Source organism: Flavobacterium sp. 270 (assembly GCF_004368785.1).
Lineage (GTDB): Bacteria > Bacteroidota > Bacteroidia > Flavobacteriales > Flavobacteriaceae > Flavobacterium.
Genome location: NZ_SODM01000002.1, coordinates 426,397 through 444,925, shown reverse-complemented (window position 1 = coordinate 444,925; position 18,529 = coordinate 426,397). Strand labels below are relative to the sequence as shown.

At 33.3% G+C, this 18,529-nt stretch carries 15 protein-coding genes and 1 tRNA gene; 10 read left to right on the top strand and 6 right to left on the bottom strand.

What is annotated here, in order from left to right; all coding sequences use genetic code 11:
- Positions 1-35: 35 nt before the first annotated feature.
- The 5 genes from EV144_RS09290 to EV144_RS09270 form a co-directional block, all read right to left on the bottom strand.
- Positions 36-473 carry a retropepsin-like aspartic protease gene (locus EV144_RS09290; RefSeq protein ID WP_134148225.1) on the bottom strand — a complete coding sequence of 146 codons (438 nt, stop codon included), beginning with the start codon at positions 471-473 and terminating at the stop codon, positions 36-38.
- Positions 425-3,088 carry a CHAT domain-containing protein gene (locus EV144_RS09285; protein ID WP_134148224.1) on the bottom strand — a complete coding sequence of 888 codons (2,664 nt, stop codon included), beginning with the start codon at positions 3,086-3,088 and terminating at the stop codon, positions 425-427. The genes EV144_RS09290 and EV144_RS09285 overlap by 49 nt, the downstream gene beginning before the upstream one ends.
- Before the next feature lie 102 nt (positions 3,089-3,190).
- Positions 3,191-5,143 carry a PKD domain-containing protein gene (locus tag EV144_RS09280; RefSeq protein WP_134148223.1) on the bottom strand — a complete coding sequence of 651 codons (1,953 nt, stop codon included), beginning with the start codon at positions 5,141-5,143 and terminating at the stop codon, positions 3,191-3,193.
- A 110-nt stretch (positions 5,144-5,253) separates the two neighbouring features.
- Entirely contained in the window at positions 5,254-6,243 is a 990-nt protein-coding gene (locus EV144_RS09275; RefSeq protein WP_134148221.1) for a hypothetical protein, read from the bottom strand.
- A gap of 137 nt (positions 6,244-6,380) precedes the next feature.
- A complete protein-coding gene (locus EV144_RS09270; RefSeq protein WP_134148220.1) occupies positions 6,381-6,686 on the bottom strand; it encodes a hypothetical protein in 306 nt (101 codons plus the stop codon).
- Between the two features lie 124 nt (positions 6,687-6,810).
- Here EV144_RS09270 and EV144_RS09265 point away from each other — a divergent pair, with 124 nt between their 5' ends.
- From EV144_RS09265 to EV144_RS09240, 6 genes are all read left to right on the top strand, one after another.
- Positions 6,811-7,392 (top strand): RNA polymerase sigma factor, encoded by a 582-nt coding sequence (locus EV144_RS09265; RefSeq protein ID WP_134148218.1) that lies wholly within the window; start codon positions 6,811-6,813, stop codon positions 7,390-7,392.
- Between the two features lie 6 nt (positions 7,393-7,398).
- Positions 7,399-8,124 carry a tetratricopeptide repeat protein gene (locus EV144_RS09260; protein WP_134148216.1) on the top strand — a complete coding sequence of 242 codons (726 nt, stop codon included), beginning with the start codon at positions 7,399-7,401 and terminating at the stop codon, positions 8,122-8,124.
- 254 nt (positions 8,125-8,378) lie between these two features.
- Positions 8,379-10,028: a S41 family peptidase gene (locus tag EV144_RS09255; protein WP_134148214.1), complete on the top strand. Its 1,650-nt coding sequence runs from the start codon at positions 8,379-8,381 to the stop codon at positions 10,026-10,028.
- Between the two features lie 294 nt (positions 10,029-10,322).
- Complete coding sequence (locus EV144_RS09250; protein WP_134148920.1) at positions 10,323-11,090, top strand: TatD family hydrolase; 768 nt, start codon at positions 10,323-10,325, stop codon at positions 11,088-11,090.
- Positions 11,091-11,150: 60 nt separating this feature from the next.
- The gene (locus EV144_RS09245; RefSeq protein ID WP_134148212.1) at positions 11,151-12,287 is read left to right on the top strand and encodes a 1-acyl-sn-glycerol-3-phosphate acyltransferase; all 1,137 of its coding nucleotides are present in this window, start codon (positions 11,151-11,153) and stop codon (positions 12,285-12,287) included.
- Positions 12,277-13,305, top strand: coding sequence for an asparaginase (locus EV144_RS09240; protein WP_134148210.1), 1,029 nt, complete (start codon positions 12,277-12,279; stop codon positions 13,303-13,305). Before EV144_RS09245 ends, EV144_RS09240 begins: the two co-directional genes overlap by 11 nt.
- Positions 13,306-13,397: 92 nt before the next feature.
- On the opposite strand, the gene EV144_RS09235 is transcribed toward EV144_RS09240, so the two are convergent.
- Positions 13,398-14,639 carry an MFS transporter gene (locus EV144_RS09235; RefSeq protein ID WP_134148208.1) on the bottom strand — a complete coding sequence of 414 codons (1,242 nt, stop codon included), beginning with the start codon at positions 14,637-14,639 and terminating at the stop codon, positions 13,398-13,400.
- 90 nt (positions 14,640-14,729) lie between these two features.
- On the opposite strand from EV144_RS09235, the gene EV144_RS09230 reads away from it, so the two are divergent.
- The 4 genes from EV144_RS09230 (at position 14,730) to EV144_RS09215 (ending at position 18,503) form a co-directional block, all read left to right on the top strand.
- Positions 14,730-15,599 (top strand): LysR substrate-binding domain-containing protein, encoded by an 870-nt coding sequence (locus EV144_RS09230; protein WP_134148206.1) that lies wholly within the window; start codon positions 14,730-14,732, stop codon positions 15,597-15,599.
- Between the two features lie 60 nt (positions 15,600-15,659).
- Positions 15,660-15,746, top strand: a tRNA-Ser gene (locus tag EV144_RS09225).
- Between the two features lie 152 nt (positions 15,747-15,898).
- Complete coding sequence (locus EV144_RS09220) at positions 15,899-16,603, top strand: hypothetical protein (RefSeq protein WP_134148204.1); 705 nt, start codon at positions 15,899-15,901, stop codon at positions 16,601-16,603.
- A 409-nt stretch (positions 16,604-17,012) separates the two neighbouring features.
- On the top strand, positions 17,013-18,503 hold the full coding sequence (locus EV144_RS09215) for a serine hydrolase (protein WP_134148202.1): 1,491 nt from the start codon (positions 17,013-17,015) through the stop codon (positions 18,501-18,503).
- The last annotated feature ends 26 nt before the right edge of the window (positions 18,504-18,529 follow it).

Genomic DNA, 18,529 nt, shown 5'->3' with positions numbered 1-18,529 from the left:
AAATTACGGTTTCTCGTAAAAGGTAAGTTAATATTCTATTTCAAATACAAATAATGATTGTAATAATCAATAATAGCTTTTCCTTCCAGCAAAACATCAGCACCAATAATGCCGTGAACAGGTTTTGCTTTATAAGATTCTAAAGCTTCGTTAACGTGCGAAAGATCAAAAATTACAATACTAAAATCTTTATTTTTCCAGCTTCCGATTTTCAAAATGTTATTGGCCGAAATCTGAGTTTCCATGCCCGTTCCGCCAGCGCCGGAAGCTTTGGTTTTAGATTTTTTTGCCTGCAATTCAAAATGTTCAATACTTTCAAATCCTATACAAGTATTAGAAGCGCCTGTATCTAAAATAAAACTTCCGGAAACGCCATTGATTTTTGCCTTAATAGACAAATGCTGGGTTTTAGTAATTTTAAATTTTATTTTTCGGTATTGTTCTTTTTTGAGGACTTTTTGAAGTTTTTCCATTTTTGATAACGATTGAATATCAAAAATAAACCAATTACAGCCAATAAACTAATGATATATACGATATAATTTGAAGATTTTTCGGGTGGCGTAATACTTCCGTAATACACAAAAGCACTCCAGTAATAAGGTGATTTTTTAGCATTTGGAATATCGGAATCTTTCAAAAAATCACGTTTTGCATTGGCATTTGCTTCAAAATAAGATTGATTGCTTTTAATGTTTTTATAAAAATCATTCATAAAAATATAAGTTGTAAAATCATTAACCTTCCATAACGAAAACAATAAATTCTGAGCGCCGGCAAACTGAAAACCTCGTGCAACACTCATTGCGCCTTCCGCTTTATAGAGTTTTCCAATTCCAGTTTCGCAGGCACTTAAAACTACCAAATCAGGTTTTAGATTTAAATTATACAATTCTGAATATAAGATTTCCTGATCGTAAAATTTGATGCTCGCAGGCGTTTCCAAATCGCCCGAAGAAGCATGCGTACTCAAATGTATGATAGAATAATTAGCAGCATTATTTTTAAAATTAGAAAAAGTCGCATTTTGGTTTTCGAAATACTGACCATCAAATTTTTTCTTTATAGACTGCAATTCATTCTTAGAGAAAGTCAAAGCAAAATCTGTTTTTTCGAAAATGGGAAAAACACCCAAAACCGTTTTTTTAGTTTTAGAAAATGGAACTGAATTCAGATAAAAAGAAGCCGAATTATTATAAGCAACATTAAAATCATTCAATAAATAATGCATTTTTGCAAAATTGGTAGTGTTGGACTGCTTTGTGATTAAAGCTTCAAAAGGAAGGAAATTTAAAATACCATCTGGAATAATTACAAGATTTTTATAATGCAATTTTTTCGGCAGTCTCAAAATACCAGAAGCGAGAAAAGCTGTTTTATTATAGTATTGAGGATCATTTGTAATAGTATTGGCATTGCTAAAAAGAGAAACAAACCCAAGTACAGGCTCTAAATACATAGGGGCGTTGTACAATAATTTTACTGAAATAGAATTGTTTTGTATCGTAAAAGCATAAGTTGTTTTTTTACCCCAAAAATAGTTAACCATTACAGCATTGTCATTTTCTAATTTGGCGTATAATTTTTGTAAATCAAATTCAGTGTTGCTTTCCTTTGCCTTATTATTTTTATCTTTTTTCAGCAGCAACATCAATTCATTTTGTTTTTGAATAGCTTCGTTAATTTTAGAAATATCGGCCAATTCCCGTTTTTGCTGTTCTTTTACAATAATAGTATTCCAATTTTGAAGCTGTTGTAAAATGAGTTTTTCTTCTCTAGAAAGATTTTTAGTCTCGCTGAGGTGATCTTTTAAAACCACCGATTTTGTTTGCTCCGAAAGTAAAAAAGCACTTTCTAAATAACTCATTTTTTTATCCTTTTGATAAAGAGAAAGATAAATATCGATGCATTTTTCGGTTCGGTTTCGGTTCCTGATTTGAGTTACAATTTTAGAATTTTCATAAACCAAAAGCGATTGAAACAAATCTTCGATATAAAATGAAAGCGTATAACTTTTTAAAGCATTTTGAGGTTGGTTTTGTGCCAGATAAATTTCGGCCTGTAAATCTAAAACATCCAATAAAATAGTTTCTGCATAAAGAGAATTTTGGTCTGGAAGAATATTTTTTGCGTTTGAATACTTTGGAAGAAGCGTTTTAAAAACAAATTGAATATTTTGATTTGCATCTGCTGTATTTCCTTGTTTAAATGCAAGAAGCGCAATCTCATAATAGAATTGAGCTGTTTTTCGAGGTTCCTGATTTTTGATTTTACTAAATTCTGTTTGCGCTTTTTTAAAATATTCAGAAGCCGCTTTATAATCTTGAAGTTGCAGTTTTAGTTTGGCTAAATTTCGATACGAGTTAGATAACGTTTCCGTTTGTGATTTATCATTTTTTAATAATGAAATCGCTTTCAAAAAAGAACTTTCTGTTAATTCATAAACATCTACTTTGCTGTAGGGACTGCCAATAGTTAAAAAATAATTGGTTCCTAAATTATTCAATAAAATACCTTTCTGAGAAGAAGTCAGTTTTTCAGTTTGAATGGTTTTTTCGATTAAATCAATTGCTTTATAGATATTTCCTGTATTCTGATATACATTCGATAAATTAAGAATCGCGGCCACTTTCTGCGGTTCATTTTTCTCCAGATTAGCAATAAAATAATATTGTTTTATCGTGTTTTCTGCATTGTCGTAATCGCCAATAATTGTATATAAATTGCCTAAAGGTTTCAGGCAATATTCAATAATATCATAATTTTTTAATTTGTTTTTTTGATACAGCTGCCAGGCTTTTTCGTAGCTTTTTATAGCATTTTCAGATTGACCAAATTGATTTTCAAAATAGGCTTTGTTACAATTTAAAACCACAATTGCCAAAAGTTCGTCTTTAGATTTTGGTTTAGCGCTTTTCCAGAAATCAGCTTCTTCTTTGGCAAGATTTTGTAACGCTTCCGCGGAAGGATTCTCAGTAAAAACATCAATCGCATTATATATTTTATCTTCTGGAGCAATCGGTTTCTGCCCGAAAATATTCAGAGTTAAGAAGAGAAAAATTACACCATATAAGTTATGTAAGGTCATATAAAATAGTGCGATAATGTAAAACTTCAAAAAAGAGCATATAATTAGACTTAAAGTACAACTAAAATGAACTTATATAACTTATATGGTTTAAAATTTTTCTTAAAACTTCCAAATTCCATAAAACTGAAAATAATTAAAATTCTGTTCAAAATTAATTACATATCGTGCGCCCAAGCTCGGACCAATTCGCGCTGCACCAACAGTTAAATCAAGTAAAAATCCTGTTTTAAAACCAGTAAAAGAATCTTTAATAGAGTTAGATTTTTCTTCTGTATTAATTATAAATTTATCAGAATCACCCTCAAAAGTCTCAATTTTTATACTTTGGTTCTGTTCCTGCGAAACATTAAAATTGGCCTGCAAACCTGCACCAACACCAATATAATTATTAATGTTATAGCGAATAAGAACCGGAACTTCCCAATTTACACTTTTGTTTTCGGTGCTAGTTGTAGTTCGCTGCCTTTGTTTTACGCCATTTGCATTGACAATAACATCGTTTACAATAGTAGTTGCACTATCATATTTATTTAAGCTATTTACCCATTCTGCCTGCCAATAAAAGCGATACGATTTAAAAGGCGAAACCGTCGCACCAACAAAATAACTTGTAGAGTTATCTAAATCAGGGTACAAATTATAACCTGCTTTTGCGCCAATCGAGATTCCGGGCAAAAATCGGGTAGTAGCATAATTGGTAATAATAGGTTCGTTTTTATCGAAAATAATTGCAGTTCGGCTTCGGGTTTTTACTTTGTGAAAATCTTCAGCAAACTTCATTGAATATTTTACAAAACCTTTTGTGCTGTCTTTTTCGTGTACATTTTTCTGCTCACTTCCGGGCAGGTAAATATTTTTGAAAGTAAAGAAAATCTGTTTTTGTTTGATAATAGTATCCAGACAGCTTACGGTTGGTTCTTCGCCTTTTGGGCAAATCGGACATTCTGGATACATACTTTCTACCTTAAATGTTTTCTTGTCAAACATATCGGGAATATCAGTTTCCAGACGAATCATTCTCGCTGGCCCTTTGCCGTTATTCTGGAAACGGGTTTTAAAATTTATCCTCTTAAAGCGCACCAATCTGTAATTCATAAAACTTCCATTAGAGCCCATTTTATTGGGATCGTGAGAAGTTACAATTTCCATTTCGAGGTTTTTTACTTTATGATTTTTAAAACTTCTATTCGGAACAAAAATGCCGCGCATCGTAACCGTCGCGCTTGTATCTTTTATCATTTCCGGAGTTGTTTTAAAAGTATAAAATACATTTCGGGTTTCACTCGGATTGGCATCATCAAACTCCAAAACAGAAACATTATGATACGTTTTATGAGCGTCTAATAACGAAGCATCCAAATCTTCTTCGGTCGTTGTGTTTCTGTATTTTTTGGTTTTAAAATTACTTTCGGCAGAAGCCAGATAAGACTTTGTATCGTCAAGATCATCAACAGAAGCAACTGTATTTTCTTTTACTTCGCGTTCGTTGGCATAGGTTCTAAAATCGACCAATTCAAAATTATTATTCTTAAATTGCTTTTCATTATAAAACAAATAAAGCTTCCCGCTCGCCACATAATTTTCTAAATTCTGATAACTTACTACAACTACCATTTCCTGATCTGGAATTGGATCGCAGTTTTTTAAAATCGAAAATCCATTTTGATCCGCAATCGAAGCAATATCTTTATAATTAGTATCCGTAATATCATTTACAGCGACTTTTTTTGGACGTGTTGCCGGAGGTTTTCCGTTATCGTAATTGTTGGTTACGGCAAGTCTTGTGGTGTAAGTTCCTTTGTTTTTATAAACATGTTTTGGCTCCGCTTCTTTGCTGTAATGACCGTCGCCAAGTTCCCATAAATAAGAATAACTTGGTTTTGGCGCGCCCGCAATCGGAATCAGAGGCGGTGTTTCTGGTTTAAAAGAAACCTGATTTCCGTTCTGATTGTAAATAATATTGGCTCTTCGGGTTATGGTGTCTTTTACTTTGGTTTGTCCTATTGAAAAAATAGAAAATAGAAGAAAGAAAATAGACAGTTGTGGTTTCATAACTAGACAGTTTTGGGTCTTAAAATCATGAAAATGAATTTAAAACAGGATTAAATGTAAAAAAAAGCGGTGAGCAAATCACCACTTTTTCTCAAAAAAGTATTTATAAGTTACTGAATAGCATTGATTGCTGCTACCAGTTGAGCTTCTGTACCGACTGTTGTTTCGGCAAGAGAGAAAGTATAAATATCGTTGGCAGCAACCGTAACTGCTTTGATAGCATAACGCCATTGGCCATTATCTTCGGTTGCAAAAATCACGTGGCATTTTAATCCAATCGGGATTTGTCCGTAGTGCTCGCTAAACAATCCAGCAGCGGTATAAGTATCTAATTTTGCCAAAGCATTTGTTCCTTCACCATCATAAGACAAATAAATAGCACTATTCGTATTATCATAACCGTCAGGGGCATCTGCAAGAATAGTCGTTTTAGGTCTTGGATCGCTGTAAAAACGGTCAACATTTGTCCATCCAAAATTTCCAAAAGTCACATAATAATTATTTCCTTCACCTTGTACGCCGCCTTTTCCGTTCGCTCCATCAGCACCAGCTTTTGCTTCTCTCCAAGCTAATTCTCCGGCATCGTCGATCGCACCAGTCCATAAAGTCATCGTGTTATCAACACCATCTGTAAGAGCTGCAGGAACAAGCATATTCATTGAGCAGGAAGCCTGAAGTTCAACACCGCCCTGAGTAGCTTTAATAAAGAATTCACCGCCAGAAATCAATAAGTTTTTCTTTCCGTCTGCCGTAACTCCCATAGTTGGTTTGTTGGTAACCAGCATATTTCCTTTATCAAAAAGTTCGATATATTCAATATCAATTGCTCCTGTTACTGCAGCTCCGTTTTTAGTCAAACAGCTTGCGTTGATGTTTACTTTTACTCCTTTTGCAGATGTAAATGAAATCACACCACTTACAGGAGATACAGTAAAGTTTTGTGTATTTCTTTTTACTCCTTTTTCGCTGATACTTTTAAAAGCTGCGCTGGTAGGAGGCAAAACCAAATTGTTGTCGTCACCATCGCTGTTGTCGCAGCTTATTAAAGTTGTCGTTATTGCTAATAATAAAAGTCCGATTGATTTAAAATTTGTTTTCATGATATTCAGTTTTAATAGTTAAATTTTAATAGATGTTAATTGCGGAGAAATTGTTACCCCTGTTTTTATTTTATTTAAGTTTTATATAAGTAGATCAACTGCGGTTAAAATTTGTTACCCCACTTTTTTATTTTTTTTCAATTTATTTTTGAAAGGCATTTATCTTCAAAAAGATTTCCGTCTTCGTCTACCGCAACCAAAATGTTTTTTTTATGCGAATGCGCCACGATAAGATAAATCCAGACCAAAGCCCAAAGTCCCAGCGTTATAAAAGTGATAAAAAGATGAAGCGGATGATTGATGGCTTTTTTTTCTTTCGATAAAACCACATAAGGTAACTTGTCGTTCTGCTCTGTAATTACAAAACCATTTCTGATTTTCGTAGAAAGCATTTTCTGAAACTGATCCAGATTTTTGTCGTCTATAAATTGATAACTTTCCATTTCTCTTAATTTTTTAATGATTTTAAAAGATTTTACCAGTATATCAACTTGATTTGTTAATTGTTACCCCTTAATTTGAAATTTATTTAAGATTCTTTTCTAAATTAGCTACAAAAAGTTTTTTATGAGCCAAAGTAAAATTCATCCTGATCAAATTTATATAGAAGGACTTGCTGCAAATGATTCAGCAATTATCCAGTCCATTTATAAAAAATATGTTCCCAAAGTGGTTTTTTTCATCATGAACAATTCTGGAGACAAAGATCAGGCGCAAGATGTGGTTCAGGAAATCATGATTTTACTTTTTAATCAGGCCAAAGCCAATAAACTGCAGCTCACTTGTCCTTTTGATGCGTACTTTTTTTTACTCTGCAAAAGAAAATGGCTTAATGAATTTAAAAAATCTTCTAATAAAGGGGTAACAATTACAGAAGACATTGTATCTATGAATGAATCTGCATTGGAATTAATTGCTCACACCGAAGAATTTGATGAGAAACAACAGCTTTTTGACACCATGTTTCAGAAATTGGGAGACAAATGCCAGGAATTACTAAAGTTGAGTTTTAGCATTAAATCGATGGAAGAAGTTGCCGAAAAACTAAACGTGACTTACGGATATGTTCGTAAAAAGAAATCGTTATGCATTGGCCAGTTAACACAGTGGATTCAGGAAACGAAAAACTTTAAATCATTAAAAAAATAATTAGTCATGAACGAAGAACGCTATATATTATTCGACCAATATCTTCAAAGCGAAATGACTGTTGATGAAAGAATTGCTTTTGAAAAACAATTATCTGAAGACGCAGCAATGGCTTCAGAATTGGAAACCTTCAAAGAAGTGCATTTTCAGTTAGAAAACAGATTCGGTCATGAAGAGGAAAGAGAAGCGTTCGTAGAAAATCTAACCAGAATATCCGACAATCATTTCAATAAAAACAAATCAAAAGTGGTGTTGCTTAAACCGTGGTATTATGCGGTTGCAGCATCTATAGCTGTTCTGGCAGGATTGTTCTTTTTTGATTACAATCAGAATCCAAATTTTGGAGATTATAACCATCCCGAAAAAGCTTATTTTACAGAAAGAGGAGAAGTTTCTGTAACCTTAAAACAAGCCGAAAAAGCCTTCAATAAGAAAAAATATGAAGAAGCAATTCCGCTTTTTGAAGCCATTTTAAAACAAGTTAAGACACCCGAAATACAATATTTTTATGGCGTTTCACTTTTAGAAGAAGATCAATATAAAAAAGCAGAAACTATTTTTATAGAACTAAAAGCAGGAACATCTGCATACAAAGAAAAAGCAGTTTGGAATCTTGCCTTATCAAAACTAAAACAAAAAGATTATAAAGGCTGTAAAGAAATCCTGCAGACCATTTCTGAGGATTACGAAAATTACGATGAAGTACAGCAATTGCTTGATGAATTAGATTAAAAAAAGTTGTTATTAAAATTAAAACGAGGAATCTCTTAATTGATGTTCCTCGTTTTTTTGTTTCTAATGTAGATAAAGTTGTCATTGCGAGGAACGAAGCAACCTCACTAATATTGATACAAAGTTTGATTTTGTAAATGTGATTTCTTCGTTCCTCGCAATGACAAACGGTGTATGTTTTGTCGTAAAATACATCGATATTAAAATTTAATATTTACATTCGGCAAACCAAAAAACAAACCACAAGCCTAAAAATGAAAAAAATTACCCTATTACTACTTCTCACATTTTCTCAAATTGTATTATCAAATCCCAAAATAACCGAAACCGAAAAACTTACCGCTACTTGCAAAATATGGGGTTTCCTAAAATACTATCATCCTAAGGTGGCCAAAGGAGATTTTAACTGGGACCAGCAGTTACTTGATGTTTTACCAAAAATAGAACAAGCACAAACTAAAGAAGAGTTTTCTTTAATAATGACAAACTGGATAGATTCTTTGGGAGAAGTTCCGGTGATTGCTCCAATTATTCCACAGAAAGGTGTTGAATATTTTGATAAAAACTTCGATTTGTCGTGGATCAACAGCAACAAATTGTTTTCAAAAAATCTTTCGAAAAAATTGAGATTTATAGAACAAAACAGATTTCAAACCGATGAAGAAATCGGACCAGACTTTAGACCGTTTAAAAATGGAAATTATTTTGATCTTACCTTTGATAATAAACAATCTAGAATTGTAACGCTGTTTATGTATTGGAATTTGATTGAGTATTTTTTTTCATATAAATATGTAATGGATCAGAAATGGGACATCACTTTAGAAAAAACAATTCCTCTAGTACTTGATGCTAAAAATGAAGACGATTTTTACACAGCAATGAGAAAAGCAGCATCTAAGCTCAATGATAGTCATGTAGAATTTTATATATATAAGTATAGTAAATTTGATGAGGACAGAAAATATTTTCCCGCAGACTGCAAAATTATGGATAACAAAATGGTTGTTACAAAGATTTTAGCAGACAGTCTGGCTCAGTCCGATGATATAAAAGTGGGAGACGTAATTACAAAAATTAACGACAAAACAATTAAAGATCTCATTGCAGAATACAGGGATTTATTTACTGCTTCAAATGAGCCTTCACTTTTAGATAAGCTTATTAAAAAATTTCTAATTAGCAATTCGGACAACGTAAATGTTGAGTTTTTAAAAGACGGCAAATACACAACAAAAGCAATGACGTGGTATGATTATCATGATTCTCATCGTAATGAATTTAAAAGAGGACCAAAGAAGAAAAAAAAGGAAAAATTTAAAGTTTTAGACAACAATATTGGGTATGTAGATATGGGAATTCTAAAAATTGAAAATGTTCCGGATATGATTGAATCGCTAAAAGCCACCAAAGCAATTGTATTTGATTTAAGAAATTATCCCCGAGGTACTTATGATGATATTGCCAAGTTCCTAAATGCTCACGAAGAAAAATTTGCAATTTATACCTATCCAGATTTTAGTTATCCTGGAAGATTTAAATGGACAGAAGGATCATCGGGAGGTACAGAAAATAAGGATAATTACAAAGGAAAAGTAATTGTTCTTCTTAATGAAGAATCTTTAAGCCAATCAGAATGGACAGCAATGTGCTTTCAAACTGCCGGAAATACAACCATTATTGGAAGCCAAACTGCAGGTGCTGATGGAAATGTAATTGAACTTGATTTGAAACAATTTCATACAAGATACACAGGAATTGGAGTTTATTATCCTGATAAACGCGAAACACAAAGAATAGGAATTGTTCCGGATATCGAAGTTAAACCAACCATAAAAGGAATTCAGGAAGGCAGAGATGAGGTTTTAGAACGTGCTTTATTATTTATTGAGTCTGGGAAATAAGTAAAAAATTTGGTCCTTGATAAACAATTTCAACCTTTGTCAAAGTTTTAAACTTTGACAAAGGTTTGTGCGTCATAGTCATTGCGAGGAACGAAGCAATCTCACTATGCTTACACGAAGTTTGATTTTTTTAATGCGATTACTTCATTCCTCGCAATGACATTCAGTGTAGAAAACAATAATAAAAATCCGTTTAAATCCGCGTCATCAACGTTCTATAAAAAGCATCATTGTAAAAGTCCTTATTATTATCGTAATTTTGCTTTTTTTAAAATTAGACCATTGAAACCTACTATAACAATTACCGATACACACACGCATTTATATTCTGAAGAATTTGATCAGGATCGTAACGAAATGATGCAGCGTGCAATAGATGCAGGAGTAACCCGTTTTTTTATTCCGGCAATTGATGCCGCAGCAACGCAATCCATGTATGATTTAGAGAAAGATTATCCCGAAAATGTATTCCTCATGATGGGTTTGCATCCCACTTACGTGAAAGATAATTACCTGGACGAATTAAAACATGTTGAAACCGAATTGGCCAAAAGAAAATTCTACGCTGTTGGCGAGATCGGAATCGATTTGTATTGGGATAAAACGCATTTAAAAGAACAGCAAATCGCTTTTAGAAGACAAATTCAGCTGGCAAAACAATACCAATTACCCATCGTAATTCATTGTCGTGAAGCCTTTGATGAAATCTTCGAAATATTAGAAGAAGAAAAATCTGAAGATTTGTTTGGGATTTTTCATTGTTTTTCCGGAACTTTAATACAAGCGCAGCAAGCAATTTCATATAATATGAAATTAGGAATCGGTGGTGTAGTAACCTTCAAGAACGGAAAAATCGATCAGTTTATGAATCAAATCGATTTAAAACATATCGTTTTAGAAACCGATTCACCTTATCTGGCGCCAATTCCGTACCGCGGAAAAAGAAATGAGAGCAGTTATTTGGTAAATGTAATTGCGAAGCTGGCAGATATATATGACGTTTCTGAAGAAGAAATCGCTTCAAGAACCACTCAGAATTCCAAAGATGTTTTTGGGATTTAACTATCGCCTTACAATACTTTAGTTTTTTTTTTGTTCTTTTGCCCACTAAAATTGATATTAATGCAGAGATTTGATGCCATTCGACCGTTTTATGATTCAGAAATAAATGAAGCACTTCATGGTGTAGTCAATCATCCGATGATGAAAGCCATGATGAATTTTACTTTTCCGGAATTAGAGGATGATGCTTGGAAAGAACAACTTAAGAAAACACACTCGATTCGTGATTTTCAATGCAATTTTATCTATAATACCATTCAAAAAGTACTCGAAAGAAGTTCTGAAGGACTTACTACATCGGGTTTTGAAAAACTAGAGCCCAATACTTCTTATTTATTTGTTTCGAATCACAGAGACATATTATTAGATACTACACTTTTAAATGTTTGCTTATTCGAACATGGTTTGGTAATGACAGCTTCTGCAATTGGAGACAATCTGGTTAAAAAAGCATTTTTAAGCACACTGGCAAAACTAAATAGAAACTTTTTGGTTTTAAGAGGTTTAACGCCAAGAGAAATGTTACAGAGTTCTAAATTATTAGCAGAATACATGGGGCAGTTACTGCTTCGCGAAAATCGTTCGGTTTGGATTGCACAAAGAGAAGGACGTACTAAAGACGGAAATGACGAAACCAATCCAGGAGTTTTAAAAATGATCGGAATGGGTTCTGATGAAGCCAATTTAATGGATTATTTTAAGAAAATAAAAATTGTTCCGGTTTCTATTTCGTACGAATACGATCCTACAGATGTTTTGAAAATGCCGCAATTAATGGCAGAAGCAAACAACGAAGTTTATATTAAAGAAAAAAACGAAGATTTCATGACCATTTTAAGTGGTATCATGGGAACTAAAAAAAGAATACATATTTCTGTTGGTGATGTTTTAAACACAGAAATTGACCAAATTGTGGCCGAAAATGACAATGCAAATAAGCAGATTCAGGCTTTGGCACAAGTAATTGATGATACTATTTTAAAGAATTACCAATTATGGCCGACAAATTTTATTGCGTACGATATCTTAAACGAAACCAATAAGTTTGCTCATTTATACAAAGACAGCGAGAAATCATTGTTTGAGCGTCGTTTAGAAATGAGAATTGGCAGCGATAATCCTGTTACAAGACTAGGATTTTTATCCATGTATGCCAATCCTGTAGTCAATAAATTAAAATACCAAGATGTCATCTAAAGCCAAAATACTTTTAATTTATACCGGAGGAACAATCGGTATGAGTAAAGATTTTGAGACGGGAGCGCTCAAAGCTTTCAACTTTAGTAAATTATTGCAAAAAATTCCCGAGTTAAAACAATTGGATTGTGAAATCGAAACGATTTCTTTTGAAGATCCAATCGATTCCTCAAATATGAATCCCGAAATGTGGACAAAAATTGCCACAATTATCGAGGATCATTACACCCTTTTTGATGGTTTTGTTGTTTTACACGGATCAGATACAATGTCGTATTCTGCATCGGCATTGAGTTTTATGCTGGAGAATTTAGCGAAACCTATCATTTTTACAGGATCACAATTACCAATTGGTGATTTGCGTACCGATGCTAAAGAAAACCTTATTACAGCGATTCAGATTGCATCACTTCAGGAAAACGGAAAACCTGTAATTCACGAAGTTTGTTTGTATTTTGAATATAAATTATACCGCGGAAACCGAACCTCAAAAGTAAATGCAGAACATTTTAGAGCTTTTACAGCGCCAAATTATCCAGAATTGGTAGAATCTGGCGTTCATCTTACTTTAAATTCTCATTTATTCCTCCCGATAAAAACCGATGCTAAATTGATTGTTCACAAGAATTTAGACAATCACGTAGCCATTGTAAAAATGTTTCCCGGAATGAGCGAAACTGTTTTAGGATCAATTTTGGCAATTCCAAACTTAAGAGGAATTGTTCTGGAAACCTACGGCTCTGGAAACGCACCAACGGAAGCTTGGTTTTTAAACCTAATTCAGAAAGGAATTCAGTCAGGTTTACATATTGTAAACGTAACACAATGCTCTGGCGGAAGCGTAAATATGGGACAATACGAAACCAGTACTGTTTTGAAAGAATTAGGCGTAATCTCAGGAAAAGACATTACAACCGAAGCTGCAATTACAAAACTAATGTATTTGCTTGGTCATCAAATAGAAGCAAAAAATTTCAAAACTATTTTTGAAACTGCTTTGCGTGGGGAGATTTCGTAGAATCTAAATTTTACCATATAAGTTATATAAGGTCATTTTAGTTTAAGTATAAAACTAACTTATAATTTCTTATATAACTTATATGGTGGAATTTAAAATTTGGAATTTCTATACTCAACCGGACAACTCTCCAATTCTTCAACAGTTTTTTGATTTTTGTAATACACATAAGCAATCACAGAAATAATACAAATTACACCCTGAATCGCAACCGTAGTTCGTACGCCAAGCGAGTGAGAAACATATCCAATAATCAAACTTCCCACAGGAATCATTCCCTGATACGCCATCATATAATAACTAATACTTCTGGAACGCATATTTACAGTACTTTGTGTCTGAATGTAAATATTAATAGATGAGGTTTGTCCCATCATTCCGATACCGCTCAAAGTCATACAAACAAGCGTTACGGTCAAACTGCTGGAAACCGCTAAAATGATAATACTTAAGCCCAATAATAAACTAGCCGAAATCATTATTTTATTCATGTTATTGGCTGATTTTAAGTTAGCAAGATAAACAGCAGCAATAACAGAACCAATTCCGGCAGCACTTTCAAACCAGCTAAAAGTCTGTGCGTTACCGCTAAAAATATCTTTCGCAAAAACCGGCATCAAAGTATTAAAAGAAATCACAAACATACTGCTGCAAGTTAGCATAAGAAGCATTCTTGCCATTTCGGTTTCTTTTTTAATATAATCAAAACCTTCAATAAGATCTTCCAGCATATTGAGTTTGTTTTCGGTTTTGATGTGTTTTGGAATTCTCATCATAAAAAGCGAAATCAAAACTGGAATATAACTCACAAAATTCCCGATAAAACAAATGTCTTCACCATATTGGTGCAAAATAATACCCGCCAAAGCAGGACCGGCAATTCGGGCAAAATTATTCATTGTAGAATTCAGCGCCACCGCATTCGCAAGATCTTCTTTGTCGTTTACAATATCAATCATCATAGTTTGGCGGCAAGTCATATCAAAAGCATTGATAATTCCCTGAATTAAACTCAGCGCCAGAATAAAATTGATGTTATATATTTTAAGATAAATCAGGAAAGCCAAACTTCCGGCTTGCAGCATCGCCAAAGACTGAAGTACAATCATGGCGCGGTGTTTATCATAACGACCAATAATACTTCCTGCCAATGGTGCTAAAAATAAGGAGGGAATCATACTTAAAAAAGTCGCCAATCCCAGTAAAAATACAGAACCTGTTATGCTGTAAACCATCCAGCTTACGGCTGTTTTCTGAAGCCATGTTCCGATAACAGAAACAGACTGACCGGAAAAGAATAACTTGAAATTTCTTGATTTTAACGCTTTAAACATAACCTTAAATATTTAATACAAAGGTCGGAATTATGATTTCATTAGAAAAATTAATAATTTTACTTATAATAAGTATTAAAACTTATCAATATGGAAATCTATCAACTGCAATATTTTATAAAAACGGCTGAAGTACTTCACTTTACAAAAGCAGCCGAACTCTGTTTTGTAACGCAATCCGGACTTTCGCAGCAAATTAAAAAACTTGAAGAAGAACTCGGAATGCCTTTGTTTAAAAGGATCGGAAAAAAAGTACAGCTTACAGAAGCCGGATCGGTTTTCCTGATTCACGCCAAACAAGTTTTGGAAAATGTAGAAAACGGAAAACAGGCAATCGAAGATTTAAACGAAATGATTGGCGGTGAACTCCGAATTGGCGTAACCTATATTTTTGGACTTTTGATTCTTCCCGTAATCAATACGTTTGCAAAGAGATATCAAAACTTAAAAATTGTTGTAGAATATGGAACTACAGAAGCTTTAGAACAAAAATTATTGACCAATGAGTTAGATTTGGTTTTGGTTATTTCGTCGCATGAAATTAATCTTCCCGTACAAAAAGTACCCTTGTTTACTTCACAGATGGTTATGGCAGTTTCAAAATCGCATCCTCTGGCCGCTTTAGATAAAATAGCCTTCAAGAAAATAGAAGAAATTCCGCTTGTTTTGCCGGGAAAAGGCTCTAATTCGAGAGAATTTGTCGAAGATTTATTCGCCAAAAATAAAATGACGCCTAAAATTTCGATAGAATTAAACTCTATTCATGCCTTATTGCAAATGGTGCAGGACAGCGATTGGGCAACCATAGTTGCAGAAAAAGCCCTAAAAGGCTGGGATAACCTGAGAGGAATCCAGATTACAGGAGTCCCAACGAGAAGAGATTCGTTTATGCTCACGATTGGCGGTTATCAAAAAAAGGCCGTAAAATTGTTTATGGAAGAATTTAGAAAAAGCATTTAAAGGAATGTGAGATTTTACTTTTGTAACTCAGATTTTTTTGTGTTATTTGCAAACCCAAATAGAGAGGTGTCCGAGTGGTTTAAGGAGCTAGCCTGGAAAGCTAGTATATGGGCAACTGTATCGAGGGTTCGAATCCCTTCCTCTCTGCAAAATAAAGTCCCATATTTCATGAAAATGAAATATGGGACTTTTTGTTTTTTAATCAGTTTCTTATCGTGAGAATATATTTACGTTTGCTTTTTGCTTTAATTAGAAAATAAGTTTTTACATTTATTATCCCTAATCAAAAAACAAACCCTATGTCAAAATCAGAAAAAGCGCTGGGATCTTTAATAACCTACGAACAAACAGGCGATATTGCTTTAAAAAATCAGAATACTTTACGCAAAATTGTAGGCACTTTGGGTATGTTACTGCCGTTGTTTTTGTTTCTTACTCTTTATATAGACAGTAATTTTGTGGCGATTTTGCCCTCAATAAGTCATTATTATTTTACTCGTGCAAGCGGTGTTTTTGTTATTATAGTCAGTATGCTTTCCGTTTTTTTATTAATCTATAAAGGCGAAGCACCGAGAGATTTTTATACTTCGGCGATTGCTGGTTTTTCTTCGTTATTGTTATTGCTTTTTCCAACAGATAATCTTCCAGAAAGTTTCAAAGTGATAAGTGTTACGACCTTAAGAGTTAGTGATTTTAGAATGTATTTTCATTTTGCATGCGCTGCTATTTTTCTTTTAGCACTGGCTTATATGTCTGCTTTTTTGTTTACAAAATCAGATTGTCCTGTTGAACAAAGAAGCAAAAGAAAAAAGATAAGAAATCGAATTTATAGATGCTGTGCTACTATAATTGTATTGTCGATATTAATTATTGGCCTTTCGAAAATCTTGTTTCCAAATTTTTACGACAATTATCCGATTACTTTTTGGATGGAAGTATTGGCAGTTGAGGCTTTTGGTTTTTCATGGTTAACGAAAGGAAAAGCTATATTAGAAGATAAATAGATTGATATTTTTCTATCCTCATCCGCTAGCGCGAGCGTCCCGCTCGTGACCGCAATCAAAGTAAAGGTATATTGTTCTGAAATATGTAAACTTATTTCAAGACGAGACAAAAATGCGGGCACGAGCGGGACGCTCGCGCTAGCTAAATATTGTTTAAAAACAAAAAGAGATCTAAATAAGATTTATAAATAATTTTACCTAAAGAATGTTTGTATAACTATTTAAAAATTAAACAGTTAATCTTGTTATTGGGTTTGAATTTAAAAATAATTTCAAAAAACGTGTAGCAAATCTGTTTTGGATTCGTCTTGATTTAAAATGCCTGAAACTTTCTTATTACGACAATGGCCAATTAGTAAAAAGACATCAGGTATCAATCATCAATCAAATCATCAAATCAATCACAATCATGAAAATATTTTTTTCAAAATCTCTGGTATTTTCTTTTTTAACCGCTTTAATTGGTTTTACAGCAAATTCTCAAACGAAACAATCTGCAGACAGTATAGATGTTTTTCTTAAAGATAAAATGGAAAAACTGCAAATTCCCGGATTACAGCTTACCGTTGTACAACACGGTAAAATTGTAAAAAGCAATAGTTATGGACTTGCAAATATTGAGAATAGCGTTAGCGTGACAAACAAAAGCATGTTTAATATCAATTCTTGTACAAAAGCATTTGTTGGTGTTGCGGTAATGCAGCTTCAGGAAGAAGGAAAACTAAATATTAACGACCCGATTTCAAAATACTTAGAAGATTTGCCGGTCGCGTGGCAAAGTCTAACCATTCAACAATTATTCTCTAATATTTCAGGACTTCCGAACATTATTGATGGAAAAGAAAATTTATTAGCCGATACCGAAAATGGTTCTTGGGAAAAGGTAAAGACATTGCCGATGGAATTTAATACTGGAGATAAATTTCGCTATAATCAGACTGGATATGTTATTATTGGAAAAATTATTAATAAGATAAGCGGTGTACATTTTACTAAATTTATTGAAGAACGTCAGTTTAAAGCAGCTGGAATGAAACAAACTCGTTTTGGAGATTCAAATGATATAATACCTAATTCTGCGGGAGCTTACACTACTCAAGATATTGTTAATGATAGATGGGTTACAACTACTGAAGTGAGAAATAGTTATGCAAAATTTCCAGAATATTTTAGAACTTGTACAGGAATAATTTCTACCTCTGATGAAATTGCAAAATGGATTATTGCACTACAAAACGGAACATTATTAAAAGAAAAATCAAGTTTAGATTTACTTTGGAATCCGGCAATTCTAAACAACGGTCGAATTCGCGGTTTTAATAAATTAGTAAATGGCTACGCAATTGGCTGGCCAACGGTTATAAGAGAAGAACATCCTGCAATTGGGCCAGTCGGCGGTATGAGATCTGCATTTTTTGTTTATCCAAAAGATGATATTTCGATTGTGGTTTTAACCAACCTTCAAGGGGCAAATCCTGAGTTTTTTATTGATGAAATTGGTGGTTATTACATTCCTGAAATGCATGAAGCAAATGGGTTTGGATTATCAGCTTCGGTAAAGAAATTACGAAGAGAATTGATAAAACAAAAATATAATAATGCATTTGAAGTTGCAGAAAACCTAAAAAAGAAGGATACGGCTTTTAATTTGGATGAAAATGAAGTAAATGATTTTGGATACAGATTGTTGGGAGAAGGCAAGCAGACAGAAGCTTTAAAGATTTTTAAACTGAATGTAGATCTTTATCCGCAGAGCGGAAATACTTATGATAGTTATGCAGAAACGCTTGCTAGTTTAGGAAATAAAAAAGAGGCAATTAAAAATTATAAAAAAGCATTTCAATTAAATCCGAAGAATGTGAATGCGCAGGAACAAGCAAAGAAATTAGCAGGTTTATAAGAAACCGTTTTGTCTTTGAATAAACA

Bases quoted from the DNA above. Each gene is read 5' to 3' on its own strand.
- EV144_RS09290 (WP_134148225.1), bottom strand. From the start codon at position 473: ATGGAAAAACTTCAAAAAGTCCTCAAAAAAGAACAATACCGAAAAATA.
- EV144_RS09285 (WP_134148224.1), bottom strand. From the start codon at position 3,088: ATGACCTTACATAACTTATATGGTGTAATTTTTCTCTTCTTAACTCTG.
- EV144_RS09280 (WP_134148223.1), bottom strand. From the start codon at position 5,143: ATGAAACCACAACTGTCTATTTTCTTTCTTCTATTTTCTATTTTTTCA.
- EV144_RS09275 (WP_134148221.1), bottom strand. From the start codon at position 6,243: ATGAAAACAAATTTTAAATCAATCGGACTTTTATTATTAGCAATAACG.
- EV144_RS09270 (WP_134148220.1), bottom strand. From the start codon at position 6,686: ATGGAAAGTTATCAATTTATAGACGACAAAAATCTGGATCAGTTTCAG.
- EV144_RS09265 (WP_134148218.1), top strand. From the start codon at position 6,811: ATGAGCCAAAGTAAAATTCATCCTGATCAAATTTATATAGAAGGACTT.
- EV144_RS09260 (WP_134148216.1), top strand. From the start codon at position 7,399: ATGAACGAAGAACGCTATATATTATTCGACCAATATCTTCAAAGCGAA.
- EV144_RS09255 (WP_134148214.1), top strand. From the start codon at position 8,379: ATGAAAAAAATTACCCTATTACTACTTCTCACATTTTCTCAAATTGTA.
- EV144_RS09245 (WP_134148212.1), top strand. From the start codon at position 11,151: ATGCAGAGATTTGATGCCATTCGACCGTTTTATGATTCAGAAATAAAT.
- EV144_RS09240 (WP_134148210.1), top strand. From the start codon at position 12,277: ATGTCATCTAAAGCCAAAATACTTTTAATTTATACCGGAGGAACAATC.
- EV144_RS09235 (WP_134148208.1), bottom strand. From the start codon at position 14,639: ATGTTTAAAGCGTTAAAATCAAGAAATTTCAAGTTATTCTTTTCCGGT.
- EV144_RS09230 (WP_134148206.1), top strand. From the start codon at position 14,730: ATGGAAATCTATCAACTGCAATATTTTATAAAAACGGCTGAAGTACTT.
- EV144_RS09220 (WP_134148204.1), top strand. From the start codon at position 15,899: ATGTCAAAATCAGAAAAAGCGCTGGGATCTTTAATAACCTACGAACAA.
- EV144_RS09215 (WP_134148202.1), top strand. From the start codon at position 17,013: ATGAAAATATTTTTTTCAAAATCTCTGGTATTTTCTTTTTTAACCGCT.